Raw genomic sequence first — 17,216 nt, 5'->3', positions numbered from 1 at the left:
TTTATGTTTATTTACGTAGAAGCTAAGGCTAAACTGCATGATAAAATAGTGCTAGTTACACCCTACTTCAAAACTAACTCTCACTCAAATTAATTAACTTTATGAAAACAAGAACTGCAAAATTACTTATTCTATTTCTAGTCACTCATCTATTAAGTACGCAACATATTTTTTCTCAAGAAAAAACAATTTCAGGAAATGTTGTAGATGAAACAGGATTGCCTGCTACCGGAGTTAACATTATAATAAAAGGAACTTCAAGAGGAGCTCAATCTGATTTCGATGGAAATTATGCCATTAAAGCCAGCCCAGGGCAAACGCTAATTTTTTCATATTTAGGTATGGAAACCCAGGAACAAGTTATTGGTACTTCCGCTACTATAAATATTACCATGAAAGAAGATGCGCAGTCCTTAGACGAAGTTGTAGTAACCGCAATGGGCATTGAACGTGCCGAAAAAACATTAGGTTATGCCGTTAGTTCAATAAAATCTGAAGATTTTGAAGAAGCAAGAGAAACCGATGTACTTCAAGCATTACAAGGTAAACTATCGGGGGTTCAAATTACCGGCGGCGGCGGCGGTGTAGGAACTTCTACAAAGATAACAGTAAGGGGGCTTACTCGTATATTTGGAGATAATAACCCTTTATGGGTAATTGATGGGGTTCCTATATCAGATAGTAATAGTTCCGACGGTGGTATTTCAGGAGGAGCAAATTATGGAAACAGAGCCCAAGATATTAATCCAGATGATATTGAAACATTAACCGTACTTAAAGGTGCATCAGCCGCAGCTTTATATGGTTCAAGAGCATCTAATGGTGTTATTGTGGTAACTACTAAAAAAGGGAAAGGAAAAGGCGTAACCATTACCTATAGTTCAACCATGCGTTTCGATTCTCCTCTACGACTTCCAGATTTCCAAAACAGCTATGGCCCAGGTAGTTTAGGAGTTTATAGTGAGGCTGATGGCGATAATATAAAAGACGCCTCTAAAGGTTGGGGACCTGCAATTTCTAGCGGAACAGCCTACACAGATTATGCAGGTAATTTACAAACCTTTACATCGAATCCAGATCTTCAAAAAGATTTTTATGATTTAGGTTCAACTAAGGTAAATAGTTTTTCAATTTCAGGAACTTCAAACGAAGGAAAAAACAATTATAGAGTAAGTACTTCTTATAGTTCAAATGAAGGGATTTTACCTGGATCGTCTCTAGACAGATTGAATTTAGGACTTAAAGCAGGTTCTGAATTATCCGATAAATTAAACTCTGTATTCAGCATAAATTATATTAACACAGGTATAGATGGTGCAGTGGCAACAGGGGCAAATGACCCGAATATATTAACAAGTATTATAAATACTTTACCAAGAATTACCAATATAGATGTTTTTAAACCATGGGTAGCCGATGATGGAGTAACACAGCTATCTCCTGTTGATGCTGATGGAACCAATAACCCGTATTGGATTGTTAATGAAAATCAAAGAACTGCCGATACCGAAAGATTTTTTGGAAATGTGGCGCTTACTTATAGTCCTATAGATCATTTTTCTATGTTAGGAAGAGTAGGATATGATACCTATAACACAAAATATTTTAGAAATAATCATAAAGGAACCATTGGGCTTCTTGAAGGTAATTATAGACAATCTACTACAAGCAGAAACGAAATAACTTTAGATTATTTAGCAACTTATGATAATTCTTTTGAAGATTTTGATGTCACTTTAAGAGGAGGAATGCAATGGAACCAAAGAACAACTGATATTATTGGTAATATTGGTGAAACGCTTACCATCCCAGAACTTTTTGCCCCAGGTAATGTAGAAAGTAATGTCCCTTTTAACAATTATTCTCAAACACGTGTTTTTGGAGCTTTTGGAGATTTTACAATGACTTATAAAAAATGGCTTACCTTAAATGCAACCGCTAGAAACGATTGGTCTTCTACATTACCAGAAGCTGATAACAGTTATTTCTACCCATCTGTAGCGTTAAGTTTTATTTTTTCCGATGCCTTTAATATTAAGAGTAATATTTTTAGTTATGGTAAATTAAGAGGGAACTGGGCTAACGTAGGGAGTGATACAAGCGCATATCAATTAGATTATTTGTACTATCCTCAATCAAGTTGGTATGGACAATTTAGTACAGGAGGAACATTTCCTTTTGATGGTCAGCTCGCTTTTTCTGGTCCAAACTCCCTACCAAATTCAAACTTAAAACCAGAAAATCAATTAAGTAAAGAAATTGGTATTGAATTAGGATTTTTTAAAAACAGATTTACAGTAGATGCAACTTATTATAAGACTAATACTACCGATCAAATTATAGCATTATCTACCTCGCCTTCTACAGGGTATAGTTCTGCTTGGACTAATTTAGGAGAAATCTCAAACACAGGTTTTGAACTGGAATTAGGAATAAAACTGATTAGAGCTAAAGGGTTTAAATGGGACGTAAATTACAATTTTACAACCAATGAAACCATTATTGAAGATTTAGGCGACTTAGGTGTATATACTATGGCGAGTACCTATAACGGTTTAACAGTAGCTGCCGGAGAAGGACAAAGTATAGGCCTATATGGAAATAGATTTGCTAGAGCTGTAGATGAAAACGGAGATACTATAGAAGATCAAATACTAGTAGGAAGTACCGGTTTACGTTATGAAGGTAATACAGAACGCTTAGGAGACATAATGCCAGACTTTACTATGGGGCTTACTTCTGTATTTAGTTATAAAGGATGGAGACTCTCCACAACTTTCGACTGGAAAGAAGGCGGTGTTTTGTATTCGCAAACCGTATCTAATCTAAGAACTAGTGGTTTGGCCGCAGAAACAGCTGTAGATAGAGAAACACTTTTTGTAGACCCCAACACCTTTGTTGATAATGGAGATGGCACTTACTCTGAAAACACAACACCAATACCAAGCGTTCAAAGTTATTGGAGTAATTATTCTGCCGCCAGAATTCATGAAAGCAACACGTTTGATGCTACTTATATAAAATGGAGAGAGTTAGCCTTGTCTTATTCATTAAATAAAAAACAGTTAAAAAAGACACCTTTTAGCAGTTTAAGATTTAGTCTGCAAGGAAGAAACATAGCCATTTTTAACACGAGTATTCCTCATATTGATCCTGAAACAAATTTGTTTGGCTCAAGCAGTAATGGAGGAGGTATAGAATATAATGGTTTGCCTTCAACAAGTAGTATTGGGTTTGGTGTAAACGTTAAATTTTAAATAAGAAAAAGATGAAAAATACAATCATAAAAACAAAGTATTTATTAATATTATCGATAATTATATTCAGCTTAAACGGATGCACTAAGAATATCACAGATATTAATGAAGATCCATTAGCAGTAACAACAGTACCTCCTTATCTTTTATTTCCAGAGGTCATAGTGAATATGTCTTCACAAAGAGTTATTGAATTTGCAGGTTCTAATATGCACGCCCAACAATGGGCAGGTAGTGGTGGCACCTGGAGAAGTAGAAGTAGATATACACTTGGTGTACCCTCAGTAAATAACGCATGGACCAACTGGTATACTACCTGTTTAAAAAATTTATCTTTAGTAGAATTATTAGTTGAAACAGATTATCCAGATGACATATATATTGTTGCTCAAGCAAAAATATTAGAGGGTTTTATTTATTCTAATATCACGCAAGTATGGGGTGAAGTTCCTTTTACTCAAGCAGGAAATCCAGCAGAATATCCATATCCAGTGTTCGATTCTCAAGAAACTGTAATGGAGGGTATCGTAACTTTAATGGATGAGGCTATTGCAATTTTAGAACAAGATGTAGATTCTAATATTGTTGATGATTTAATTTTTGAAGGCGATAAAGCAGCATGGATTCGTTGGGCAAATTCATTAAAGTTAAAAATGCTTATGTTTATGGCAAACAAAAAGCCTAGTGAAGTTTCTAGTAGACTTCAGGAGGTAGCAAATAGCGCATTAATCTTCACTAACGACCAAGAAGCCAAATTACAATACAGTTCTGAAATTGGTAACGAAAACCCTAAATATACTTTTATAAATAATTTTTGGGGAGGAAATATTAATTTATGGTACGCAGGAAGCCCACTAGTAAACCTTATGAACGATTTAGACGATCCCCGTAGAGCAACCTATTTTGATCAAAATACAAATGGTGTTTATGTTGGTTTAGTTCAAGGATTTACAGGTGTCGCATTTGCTTCAAAAATAAATGTAAACAATATTCTAGCAGACACACCTGATAGATACTCAACAGCATCTGAAACCTACTTTTTATTAGCAGATGCTGCTGCAAACGAATATATTTCTGGAGGTTTAGCTCAAGCAAACACATGGTTTCTAGAAGGCGTTACATTGGCTTTAGATTATTTCGATGGTTCTCTAGGAGAGATTTCACAAACAGATAAAGATACCTACATCGCTAGTTTACCCGATTTATCGACTTTAACAAAAGAAGAGGCTTTGGATTACATTAACGATCAGCATTATATCGCTTTATTTGGTAACGGAATAGAAGCATGGAATTTATGGAAAAGAACAAAGTCGGTTGATTTTGATGTCCCTAACCTTTCTGGAGCAACAGATATAATCAGAAGATATACATATTCTAGCAATGAAGCCGCAGCGAACATAAACATACCTACAGAAGTAACTATCGAGGATCCTATGTGGTTCGAAAAATAAATAGAGCACACTCCCTTTGTTCTGTTAATAGTGAGCCAGTAGATTTTAGACTTTGAATTAGTTTTGTTTCATAAGGAAATAAAAATCGCTGGCTTATTTAATTCGTATTTTAACTGTCTATATTTCAGGAAAGCACCACTTATAAAAACAGGTTAACACAACTTAAACCTTACCAAATGAGAATTTTATTAACATGTATTTCTTTATTTTTTTTATTTCTTTCTTGCGGAAATAAAGCCGCCTCCCTAAAAAATGAAGGCCCTACAAAAAAGCCCAATATCATCTTCTTATCGATAGACGATTTAAGAGCCGATCTTGGAAGCTATGGCAATAGCGAAATAAAAACACCAAATATAGATGCCTTAGCAGGAACCTCCATGGTCATGTTAAACACACATTGCCAAGCTGCAGTTTGTGCACCATCGAGAGCAAGCACCATGTTAGGCTATAGACCAGATTCTACCAGAGTTTGGCATTTAGGCGACAAGTTTAGAGAAATTAATCCGGAAGCAGTTACCATGCCGCAATACTTCAATAAAGCGGGATATTATACGGTTAATATTGGTAAAATTTTCCATAATTATATGCCGGATTCTATTTCTTGGGACGAACCAGATTTAAAACCACATCCTTACAATACTAAAGCCTACGCATTGCGCGATGCTGAAACTTATTATTACACTGAAGAAGCTCTAGAAGATCAAAAAACAAAAAGAGCACTTTTATTAGAAAAAAGAAAAGGTCAAAAAGTATATGGCGATGGCTGGAATCGAGGCCCTGCAATAGAAGCAGCAGATGTTCCGGACTCACTATATTTTGATGCTATGCAAACACAATTAGCATTAGAAACCATAGATAGAATTAAAGACAAAAATGAACCATTTTTTATGGGACTTGGGCTTTACAGACCACACCTGCCTTTTGTAGCACCAAAAAAATATTGGGATCTTTACCCTGTTGGATCTGTTTCACTAGCAGCCAACCCAAAATTACCCAAAAATGCGACAGTAATGTCTGCTAATTCTAATTATGAATTAAGAGCATACACTAATCCTTATAAAATTGGACGCCCAGAAGATACCCCAGTTCCAGAAACCTATGCCGATTCTCTAAAAAGGGGCTACTATGCTAGTGTAAGTTACATTGATGCTTGCGTAGGAAAACTAATAGAAGGATTAAAAGAAAGAGGTCTTTATGAAAATACCGTTATTGTACTATGGGGCGACCACGGCTGGAAATTAGGCGACCATAATGGATGGGGAAAAATGACTAACTTTTATATCGACACCCATGTACCATTAATTATAAAAGAAGCTTATCAAACAGAAGGAAAACGTATTGAAGCTCTTTCAGAATTAGTAGATATTTTCCCAACACTTTGCGATTTAACAGGTTTAGATAAAGCTGATTATTTACAAGGTACTAGTTTAATTCCTGTTTTTGAAAACCCAGATTTAGAATGGAAAGATGCTGTTTTTACACAGTTTAGAAGACGTGCACGTGTTTCTAAAGATGGTAACGAATACATGGGTTATTCCATGCAAACCAAGCAATACCATTATATTGAATGGTACCATTGGGATAATGATAAAAAATTGAAAGGCGATTTTGCTGATGTTGAATTATATAATCATTTTGTAGATAGTAACGAAACTGTTAATGTAGCTAAAAATTCCGAGCAGGAGGATATTGTTAAACGTTTATCTGCGCAATTGGCAAAAGGTTGGAGAGGCGCATTACCAAAAAGTAAATCTTAGAGATACAGTTAGAACCAAATAGAATTATCAAAATTTATATTTAATTATGAGAAAAAAAATAAAAATCCTCAATGCATTATGGCTTTTAGCTATTTTAGTTTTAAGTGGATGTAATCAGGAAAAAGGAAAATTAGCTAAAACTACACAGGTAAAAAGGCCGAATATTTTATTTATTCCAGTAGACGATTTAAGACCAGATTTGGGATGCTATGGAAACAGTATTGTAAAAACACCTAACATCGATAAACTCGCTAGTAATGGTGTTGTTTTTAATCGCGCTTATTGTCAGCAAGCAGTATGTACACCCTCTAGAACAAGTTTGTTGACGGGTTTAAGGCCTGACTCTACTCAGGTTTGGGATTTAAAAAAACACTTTAGAGATGTTTTACCAGATATTGTTTCATTACCTCAGTTTTTCAAAAATAACGGCTATCATACCGTAGGTTTAGGGAAAACATTTCATAATACGTTACAAGATTCTGTTGCTTGGAATGAATATTTACATGTCGATGGTTTTCCTTTCGATCCGGATGCTGTTTATATTAATCAAGAGAATTTAATTATTCAAAAAGAGCAAGAGCTTAATCGTGTAAAAAAAGGAACAGCTAAGTTCGATAAATACGGTTTTATTTATACAAAAGCCAATTCTATTGAAATGGCAGAAGTCAATGATGACGATTATTACGACGGTGCACAAACAACTATGGCACTGAAAAAAATGCGTGAATTAGGCGAATCAGATGAACCATTTTTCTTATCGGTAGGTTTCTATAAACCACACTTACCATTTACAGCTCCAAAAAAATATTGGGATATGTATAATAGTGAGGATATTCCTTTGGCAACAAATCGATTTACTCCTAAAGATAGTCCGATTTTTAGTATGCATGGTGATGCAGAACTTAGAGGGTATTCTGAAAGACACGATTTACCAAAACCAAATGAAGCATCATTATCTGAAGCGGAGCAAAGGGAATTAATACATGCCTATTATGCTTGTATATCTTACGTCGATGTACAAATAGGTCGTTTAATGGATGAGTTAGAGCGTTCTGGGCTTATGGAAAATACGATTGTTGTTTTATGGGGAGATCATGGATGGAAATTAGGCGAACACAATGGTTGGGGAAAACAAACCAATTATGAAATAGATACTCGTGTGCCATTAATTATAAGTGGTAATAACGTTAACGGAAAAGGTAAAACAAGTAAAGCCTTAACCGAGCTCGTTGATATCTACCCAACACTTTGCGATGTAACTGGCTTTGAAGTGCCTAAACATTTACATGGAACAAGTTTAAAACCTTTATTAGAAAACCCAGAAGCTAGTGTTAAAGATGCTGCATATAGTCAATTTCTATTAGGGCGATATGGTCCAAAAGCACTCAGAGGTATTGAAAGAATGGGTTATACCGTTAGAACAGATCAATACCGTTATGTGGAGTGGTATGAGTGGAAACCAGAGAGTAAAACACGAGGTGATTTTATAACAAGTGAACTTTTTGATCATGAAATAGATGCTCAGGAGAATATTAATATTGCTAATAATTCTGAAAATAAAGTAGTTATAGCGCAAATGGCAAAAGTGTTAAGCAAAGGGTTTAATAATTAATTTATTTTTTTCATGGCTCTACTAAAAAAACAGCTATATTGTTTAGTGCTTTTAGTGGCTATAGCATGTAATAAACCTATAGAAAAGATTAAGGTTTTAAATGAAAAATCAAAAATGAAGCGAAAAGAAATGAAAACCCTTGGGCTAATAGGTGGCACCTCTTGGCACTCTACAATCGAGTATTATGCGGCAATTAATCAATCTATCAACGATTATTATGGGAATAACACCAATCCGCCATTATTAGTTTATACGCTCAATCAGGCTGAGGTTCATAGGTTTCAAAAGGAAGATAAATGGGATTCTATAGCTGGTATGTTGACGGAAGCTGCATTAAGCCTTAATAGAGCAGGAGCAGAGTCTGTTATGTTTTGTGCCAATACTCCACATAAAGTATATCAAACCGTGCAGGGGCAATTAGATTTTCCGGTAATACATATTGCAGATGCTACCGCTAAGGCAATTCACAATAAAGGTATTAAAAGTGTTGGTTTTATAGGAACTATTTACTCTATGGAATCCGATTTTGTAACCCAAAGAATTGCTGATAACGGTATAGAAGTTTTAGTTCCTGAAGATAAAGTTGTGTTGAATGAATTACATAGAATTATACAAGAAGAACTTACTTATGGAGAAGTTAAATCCGAATCGAAAGCCTATGTATTAGCGGTTATTCAGGGTTTTGTGGATAGAGGAGCAGGAGGAATTGTTTTAGGTTGTACTGAGTTTCCTTTAATGATTTTTGATGAAGATTTAGATATTCCGGCTTTTAATACCACAGACATTCATGCCATGGCAGGCGTAAATTATATTCTAAATAAATAACTAATGTTTTAAGAAAATCAAACCATCTAAACATCCCTTTACAGTCATTCTGTAAAGGGATGTTTTTTTATCATATATAATAAATTTAGATCTTTATATTTAACTTAAGCATAAATTTATAACTTGTCATTTAAAATACAAACACCAAAAAATGACAGTCTTTTTCAGAATACAAGAAAGTGTTTCAAAAGCATTTGGTTTATTTATCCTTTTGTTAATTTTTGTGTCATCTTGTAAAGAAAACAAAGATGAAAGTGTTGTGAAACCTAAAGAGCAACCCAATGTTATCGTTATTCTTATAGACGATGCTGGTTATGCCGATTTTGGCTTTATGGGGAGCCAAGATTTAGAAACACCAAATATTGATGCTCTAGCAAAAAGTGGTGTTATTTTAACTGATGCTCATGTAAGCGCTACCGTTTGTGCTCCATCTAGAGGGGGCTTAATGACAGGTAAATATCAACAACGTTTTGGTTTTGAAGCTAATGGAACAGGCTTTGGTAATCCTGGTGATATTGGCCTTTCGGATGATGTTTCTACAATGGCCGATGTGTTTAAAGCCAATGGATATAAAACACTAGCTTTAGGGAAATGGCATTTAGGAGCAGATAAAAGTGATCATCCAAATCAAAGAGGTTTCGATGAGTTTTTTGGTTTCGAAGCCGGGAGTCGTTCCTACTTTTCTTATAAAAATCCTAAGAAAGAAAAAATGCTTCAGCATAATAGTAAACGAGTTATGTTCGATGGGTATTTAACCGATGTTTTAGGAGATCAATCTGTAAAGTTTATTGAAGAAAATAAAGCGCAACCCTTTTTTATGTATTTGGCTTATAACGCCGTGCATACACCAATGGAAGCCAAAACGGAGCATTTAGAAAAGTATAAAAATCATCCAAGACAAGAATTGGCAGCCATGACTTGGTCTTTAGATGAAAATATAGGGAAGCTTCAACAAAAATTAAAAGCATTGGGCTTAGCAGATAATACACTTATATATTTTTTAAGTGATAATGGTGGAGCGGCAAATAATAGTTCTAGCGGCGGACCTTTAAAAGGTTGGAAAGGTAATAAGTTTGAAGGCGGACATCGCGTGCCTTTTATTGTGAGTTGGCCTAAAATCATTAAAGGTGGTCAAACGTTTGGTGGCTTATCTTCATCTTTAGATATTTTCACAACATCTTTGGCCGCAGCAAACATTAAAAAGGCCGATGATTTAATTTTAGACGGAACCAATTTATTGCCGTATTTAAAAGGAGAAAAAACAGGAAATCCGCACGATAAATTATTTTGGAGAAAACTGGAAGAAGCTGGAGTTAGAATAGGTGATTATAAAATGGTGAGATTGCAAGATTTTGGAGCAACGCTTTATAATTTAGAAAATGATTTAGGGGAAACCACAGACTTAAAAACATTCAAAAAGGAAGAGTATCAATTATTACAAAATGAATTGAAGCTGTGGGAATCTAAAATGATGGATCCGTTATGGATTGAAGAACGGAGTTGGATGGATGTTACGCACCACATTCATAAACAATTAATGCAGAACGAAAAGGTATTATATTCTAATCCTACGCAAATGAAAACGGTACTTTCTAAAAAGTAATGGCGCTATGATGATATTTTTTCTAGATTAGTACGACTTTTACGTTCTAGCTGGTAAAATGATGTGTTTAAGATTAATAAAACGAGTAGTATAATTACATCGTAATAATATTGGCTTATCTTGCGGCCGTTTTAATTGTAGTTGCTACAATTAGCATAAAAGTTATAATCATGAAGAATAGTAATATTAGCGAAGATCAAGTCGCTCAAATTAATAAAGTAATAGAGAATTATTTTAATACAAATACGGAAAAAAACTCTATTCCGGCTAAGGATATTATGTCCGATTTAATAGAGGCAGGTGTTTTTACAAAAGACACAAAAAAAGGGTTACCGCTTCGTAAGGTTTTTAGAGCTTTAGATAAAGAAAAAGCATTAGATAAAATTCCTGCTGTACATGCAGAACGTACAGAAACAGCTGTTTATTGGTATTTATTAAGAGAAGGAGCAGAGTTTGTACCGAATGAAGCTATTGGTGCGGTTTCTAAAAAAGAAAAAGCTCAAGAAACTAGAGAAAATAGTGATGAGTTTTATGTTTTAGACCTATGCGATGAGGTGCTTAACGAAAAAGCATCGCGTAAGCATACCTTTCCTTTTTTACTAGGAGATATGCATAAAAGAGGAAAAACAAGAACGAAATTGCCTTTAGCAGCTTTTTATAAAGAAGCTAATTTAGTTATAGAGTTTTTAGAAAAGGAAAGTGAAGCCGATCAAGATGAAGAGAAGCTAAATGTAATGACGGTTAGTGGTATAACTAGGGCTGAACAAATAAAAAAATATAATAAAAGACGTAGAGACGTACTTCAAAAGAAAGAAATCCATTTAGTTGAAATTGATTATGCCGCTTTTGAAAATGATAAAGAAAATCGTTTAGTACGTAATAAAGAACAAGATATATTACTTTTGAAAGAGTTACTTAATGCGTATATAAAATAATTTTAATTCATATTTTATCCAGAGTTTTTCGAGAACTAGAATAGTTTTAAATGAAAAATATTAGAGCCTATATAGAAGAGACCATAACGGTAAATGATACCGATTGGACGTTGTTTTCATCTAAATTAATTAAACGCGAGTTTAATAAAAAAGATAAACTTACCGAAATTGGTCAGGTGGAGAACTACATCTCTTTTATAGAATCTGGTATTGCACGTTTTTTAATTCCGAAGGAAGATAAAGAGAAAGAAATCACTTTCGGGTTTTGTTTCGAAAATGAATTTATAAGCGCTTACGATTCGTTTTTAACACATAAACCATCGCTCTACCAAATAGAGGCGCTTACCAATATGGTTATTTGGAGTATTTCTTATGAAGATTTACAAGAGGTATATCAAAAAAGTTTTGTTGGTAATGTTATAGGGCGTATGTCCTCAGAACGTTTATTTCTTATAAAATCTAAACGAGAGCAATCGCTTTTAAATGAAACTGCAGAAGAGCGTTACCTTAAGTTATTTACAGAGCGCCCAAACTTAATAAAAGAGGTGCCTTTAAAATATATAGCTTCGTATATTGGGGTTACAGCACAGGCTTTAAGCCGAATTAGGAAACGAATTTCTTAACCTAGGTTCATTGTAATTTCCATAAAGTAATAAGACCTTTGTTATCTAAACAAAGATTATGAGTATTCTTATTTTTATTATCATTTTATGGTATACAGGTTTGTTTTTTCAAACATTCTTTTTGCATCGTTATGCGGCGCATCAAACCTTTACCATGTCTAAAATAGCAGAGCGTATATGTTTCTTTTTAACTTGGGTTTTTCAAGGTTCTAATTACTTAAGTGCTTATGGTTATGGCGTTATGCATAGAATGCATCATGCTTATGCCGACACAGAAAAAGATCCGCATTCGCCTAAATATGATGCCAATGTGTTTTCTATGATGTGGCGTACAAAAAACATATATCAAGACATAAATCAAAAACGAATTGAGGTTGCCGATAAGTTTACCAAAAACGTTCCGCAATGGGAGTCTTTCGATAAATTTGCAAGTTCTAGAGTGTCTCGATTAGTTTGGGCTGCATTATACACTGTGTTTTTTATTTTCTTTGCAACTGCTTGGTGGCAATGGTTATTTTTACCTGTAGCTTTTTTAATGGCACCAATACACGGCGTAATTATAAATTGGTTTGCTCATATTTATGGGTACAGAAATTTTAAAGTTGCCGATACGTCTAAAAACTTATTGCCATTCGATTTTTTAATGATGGGTGAAGGTTATCATAACAATCATCATTCTCACAGTGGACGTGCAAATTTTGGAGTGCGTTGGTTTGAGGTTGATATTACGTATTGTATTATGGTTGTTTTAGATAAACTACATATTATTAAATTGAAGAAAGCCGTTAGTTAGTAAATTCGGTATTATATAGCAAAAACAAAAAAGCAACCTAATTAGGTTGCTTTTTTGTTTTATGTAGATATAAAATATGTTACTGGGTTTGCACGACACTTTGATCAGGACTAATCAATATTTTATTCAAAACTCTTTGAATATCTATGTTGTCTTGTTGAGGAATTAAAAAAGGTTCTAAATCTTCCGAAGTATTAATTTGCTCGTACTTATCGATAAAACCGTAACCTTTGTAGCTGCTGTTTTCAATTAAAATAAAAGCTTCTTCATTTTCATATCGTCCTTTTTGTTTTACAATCACATTTTTAGACATATTTTTAAGGTAATCTATAGCTTGTTTAACACGAAGATTATATAAGGCCATCGATTCTTTTTTATCACAAATACCTTTGCAAGATTGAATAGGGTAGAGCGAACAATTTGCAGTGCCTTCTTGTAAATGCGTGTATTTTGGACACAAATTAAACTGTTTACAAAGTACCTCTAAGTAATGGTTACATTCTTGAATACTATATAATATTTGTATGGCATTTGGCGTCGATTTTAGCGTGTTGTAAGCTAAATGTAATATGCCATTTCTATCTTGGTAACTGAATATAGCATACGCTTTAGGAGCACGTTTTGGTGCTTGATTGTATTTTGGAAGATGTTCCTTTAACGCGGCATCTTCCATAAGTAATGCAATGGTTTCACTACCTGAAAGCTCGTAATCTACATCGGTTAATTCTTTAGATAAATTAATCTCTTTTTCTGCTTTACTCGAAAAATGACTTAACACGCGTTTTTTTATGTCTTTAGCTCTACCTACGTAGATAATAGCATCGTTTTCATCTTTAAAATAGTATATTCCAGTAGTACTTGGTAACTGATCGAAAGTTTCTTGTTTAAGATGTTTTGGTACTTTTGTCTCTTTAGTAGCTTTCTTTAAAAAAGACTCAATAACTTCTGCTGCTGTAGGTTGTTTTAGCAGTATTTTAAATAGAATAACAGTAGCTTCAGCATCGCCTCTTGCGCGGTGTCTGCCTACTATAGGAATATCTAATTTGGCACACAATTTACCTAAACTATAGGTTTTGTGACCTGGTAATAATTTTCTAGAAAGTCTAACGGTGCATAGTTTCTTTCTAACAAATTTTATATCTATTGCCGCAAATTCATTTTGTATGGCGTTATAATCAAAACTCACATTATGCGCTATAAAAATGGCGTTTTGGGTAATCGATAAAATATCTTCTGCAATTTCTGCGAATGTTGGTGCTTTAGCAACCATCAAATCGTCAATACCTGTTAAATCGGTAATGTATTCAGGGATTAACTGTTGAGGATCAACAAGCGATGTAAATTCATCTATTAACTCATCGTCTTCATATCTAAAAATAGAAATCTCAGTAAGTTTATTTCCTGGTCCAGCGGTTTCAACATCAATTACGGTATAAATCATTATGCTAATCTTTCTAAATTCTTATGGAATACTACACTATATTTAAATGAAGTGTTTTTTTTGTTGTACTACAAATGTAAGCAATAATTGCTTTAATATGTAGCTGCGAATTTTATTGTGAATGAAATATTTTAAAAATTAGATTTTGATAAATTTTGCAAAGGATTCAAATAGTTGGTTTTTATCGTTTTAAAGTAAAATGACCTTTAAATTGACGATGTTTTTGGCTAAAAAGTTCTTGAAAATCAACGGTGTACCAATAATCAGAAGATGGCATCGGGTAACCTTTAAAAGTGCCATCCCATCCTGGGCCAAAGGGATCTAAAATATTTAATAGTTTTCCGTACCTATCATAAATATAAATAGAAACATCTGTTTGGAATTCTTTAGATATGCCTAAAGCCAGCCATGTATCATTAAAACCATCTCCATTTGGAGTAAAGAATTTAGGAATACTAATAACTGAAATTTTCTCAGAATCTATACCACAACCATTTTGATCTCTAACGTAAATGGTGTGCAATCCACCCTCTATATTATTAAATATATTACTGTCTTGGTATGGTCCAAATTCGCTGTCTATAGCATATTCATTGTCTCCAATACTATTCTCGTTAAGATAAACGGTAACGGTTTGTATGTCCATAGCATCTATAATATCTACGCGATCTATGGTTGGTATAGTTGAAGGTGAAACAATAATATCTCTTGTTTTCGAACAGCCTTCTAAAGATGTTACAGTTACGCTATATGTTCCAATTTCGTTAATTTCAATTTCAGGAGTTGTTTCATTAGTGCTCCATAAATAAGTGAAATTATTTGTAGAACCCGTAATTAAACCAGCATCTAAGGTGATGGTCTCAGGGTAGGCATTTAGACAATAAATAGTTTCATGAGTAACTTCAATATTAGGTAAGCTATTTACAACTAGTAGAACTTCTTCAATATATGAACAACCTTCGTTATTTTCAACACGAGCGTAAATGGTTTGAGAATAAGCCTCAGTATTTTGATAATTATTTGCTAATAGATCTATTTGCTGTTCTGCATCTTGATAAGTTTCATAATAAGCTACATTAAAATTTTCAGTTGAATTTATTAAAACTTGAGGAGACGCTAAGCTTAAATTGAAGGTGTTTAATCCGTCTTCAGAATTTAATTCATCACAAACATATAATATGGCTGGCGTTAATTCTATAAAACTACTATTTAATGTAAGCGTTGTAGAATCGAAACAACCGGTAGTGTTATCAATTACCTTTACGTAAATGGTTTGCGGATTTGTAGTGTTTGTAAACGTTGCGTTTTGTTCGTTGGAATCATTGTCTAATTCGCTTTGGGATAAGTAGAAGTAAGTTGTAACGTTGGTGTTATTTGCTGTAACTTGATTGTCATAATCATGAAGATTAAATTGCATTAATCCATCGGCAATACCAGTATAATCACATTCTGTAATGGATGTTGCAATTACGTTTGGTAGAGGTAACTCTTCAACTTCAACATCAAATGTACCAATACAACCATCGCTATCTTCTAAAGTTACGCTGTAAGTTCCTGCAACGGAAACTTCAATGGATTGTGTGGTTTCTGTTGTGCTCCAGGTATACGTTGAGTAATTTGGCCCCATATCTAAAACCACAGAAGTGCCAGCGCAAAAGGTTGCTTTGGTTAGCGTTGGTGGGGTAATATGGATAGTCTCAATATTGAAACTCGTAATATTATCACATTTATCGGGAACAGATACTCGAACAAAAATAGTTTGCGAATTTGGATTTACATTTTGATGTGCTGTTGGATTTGGAATTTGGCTTTGCTCCAAATTAGCATCCATTCTGGTGTTAAAATATCTAAAAGTAGCTCCAATTTCGGTAGTAAATAAGTTTTCAAAAGACGTTAAATCGAATATGGCATAATCATCTAAATCATCGTCACATGATTCTAGTATTTCGGTAACCGTTTCCACGGAAGTGCTTGCTCTGTGTTGTATTTCCACGGAAGTGATATAGGCACAACCTAAACTGTTTTCTACTCGAACATAAACATCATGATTATTATTCGGGATGGTGTAAATACCGGAAAGTGCTGAATTTTGGTTTTCGGCATTGGTTTGCGAATTGTAATATTCAAAAGCTAAGTTCGCGGTGTTTGCAACTACTAAAGTGTTTAATTCATTAAGGTTGAAGCTGTAATTACCATCGAAATCGGTATCGCAAATTTCATAAGTATTTGGCGTTAATTCTATAAAACTACTATTTAATGTAAGCGTTGTAGAATCGAAACAACCGGTAGTGTTATCAATTACCTTTACGTAAATGGTTTGCGGATTTGTAGTGTTTGTAAACGTTGCGCTTTGTTCGTTGGAATCATTGTCTAATTCGCTTTGCGATAAGTAAAAGTGAGTTGTAACGTTGCTGTTGTTACCTGTAACTTGATTGTCATAATCATGAAGATTAAATTGCATTAATCCATCGGCAATACCTGTATAATCACATTCTGTAATGGATGTTGCAATTACGTTTGGTAGAGGTAACTCTTCAACTTCAACATCAAACGTACCAATACAGCCATCGCTATCTTCTAAAGTTACGCTGTACGTTCCTGCAACGGAAACCTCAATGGATTGCTTGGTTTCTGTGGTGCTCCAGGTATACGTTGAGTAATTTGGCCCCATATCTAAAACCACAGAAGTGCCAGCGCAAAAGGTTGCTTTGGTTAGCGTTGGTGGGGTAATATGGATAGTCTCAATATTGAAACTCGTAATATTATCACATTTATCGGGAACAGCCACTCGAACAAAAACAGTTTGCGAATTTGGATTTACATTTTGATGTGCTGTTGGATTTGGAATTTGGCTTTGCTCCAAATTAGCATCCATTCTGGTGTTAAAATATCTAAAAGTAGCTCCAATTTCGGTAGTGA

11 protein-coding genes are annotated in these 17,216 nt (G+C 34.2%); 9 read left to right on the top strand and 2 right to left on the bottom strand.

Translation table 11 applies throughout. From position 1 onward, the window contains the following. Positions 1-101 precede the first annotated feature (101 nt). From DFQ06_RS14255 to DFQ06_RS14215, 9 genes are all read left to right on the top strand, one after another. Positions 102-3,257, top strand: coding sequence for a SusC/RagA family TonB-linked outer membrane protein (locus DFQ06_RS14255; protein WP_133968393.1), 3,156 nt, complete (start codon positions 102-104; stop codon positions 3,255-3,257). Between the two features lie 11 nt (positions 3,258-3,268). Beyond that, positions 3,269-4,708 (top strand): SusD/RagB family nutrient-binding outer membrane lipoprotein, encoded by a 1,440-nt coding sequence (locus tag DFQ06_RS14250; protein ID WP_133968391.1) that lies wholly within the window; start codon positions 3,269-3,271, stop codon positions 4,706-4,708. A 176-nt stretch (positions 4,709-4,884) separates the two neighbouring features. Continuing rightward, positions 4,885-6,465, top strand: a complete 1,581-nt coding sequence (locus DFQ06_RS14245; RefSeq protein WP_133968389.1) for a sulfatase — start codon at positions 4,885-4,887, stop codon at positions 6,463-6,465. Between the two features lie 46 nt (positions 6,466-6,511). Beyond that, positions 6,512-8,077: a sulfatase gene (locus tag DFQ06_RS14240; protein WP_133968387.1), complete on the top strand. Its 1,566-nt coding sequence runs from the start codon at positions 6,512-6,514 to the stop codon at positions 8,075-8,077. A 114-nt stretch (positions 8,078-8,191) separates the two neighbouring features. After that, on the top strand, positions 8,192-8,902 hold the full coding sequence (locus DFQ06_RS14235) for an aspartate/glutamate racemase family protein (protein ID WP_159140084.1): 711 nt from the start codon (positions 8,192-8,194) through the stop codon (positions 8,900-8,902). Between the two features lie 151 nt (positions 8,903-9,053). After that, complete coding sequence (locus DFQ06_RS14230; RefSeq protein ID WP_133968382.1) at positions 9,054-10,505, top strand: sulfatase-like hydrolase/transferase; 1,452 nt, start codon at positions 9,054-9,056, stop codon at positions 10,503-10,505. A gap of 170 nt (positions 10,506-10,675) precedes the next feature. Next, positions 10,676-11,440, top strand: a complete 765-nt coding sequence (locus DFQ06_RS14225) for a hypothetical protein (RefSeq protein ID WP_133968380.1) — start codon at positions 10,676-10,678, stop codon at positions 11,438-11,440. 50 nt (positions 11,441-11,490) lie between these two features. Continuing rightward, the gene (locus DFQ06_RS14220; RefSeq protein WP_133968378.1) at positions 11,491-12,063 is read left to right on the top strand and encodes a Crp/Fnr family transcriptional regulator; all 573 of its coding nucleotides are present in this window, start codon (positions 11,491-11,493) and stop codon (positions 12,061-12,063) included. 58 nt (positions 12,064-12,121) lie between these two features. Beyond that, positions 12,122-12,856, top strand: coding sequence for an acyl-CoA desaturase (locus tag DFQ06_RS14215; protein ID WP_042500276.1), 735 nt, complete (start codon positions 12,122-12,124; stop codon positions 12,854-12,856). A 79-nt stretch (positions 12,857-12,935) separates the two neighbouring features. Here the strand turns inward: DFQ06_RS14215 and DFQ06_RS14210 are convergent, their stop codons facing one another. Both DFQ06_RS14210 and DFQ06_RS14205 read right to left on the bottom strand, forming a co-directional pair. Next, entirely contained in the window at positions 12,936-14,297 is a 1,362-nt protein-coding gene (locus tag DFQ06_RS14210; RefSeq protein WP_133968376.1) for an exonuclease domain-containing protein, read from the bottom strand. Positions 14,298-14,478: 181 nt separating this feature from the next. After that, on the bottom strand, positions 14,479-17,216 hold a 2,738-nt coding region (locus DFQ06_RS14205), incomplete at its 5' end, for a T9SS type B sorting domain-containing protein (RefSeq protein WP_133968374.1).

Source organism: Algibacter lectus, from assembly GCF_004368925.1.
Lineage (GTDB): Bacteria > Bacteroidota > Bacteroidia > Flavobacteriales > Flavobacteriaceae > Algibacter > Algibacter lectus.
The sequence above is the reverse complement of the archived record's forward strand: the minus strand, read 5'-3'. Positions and strand labels throughout refer to the sequence as shown.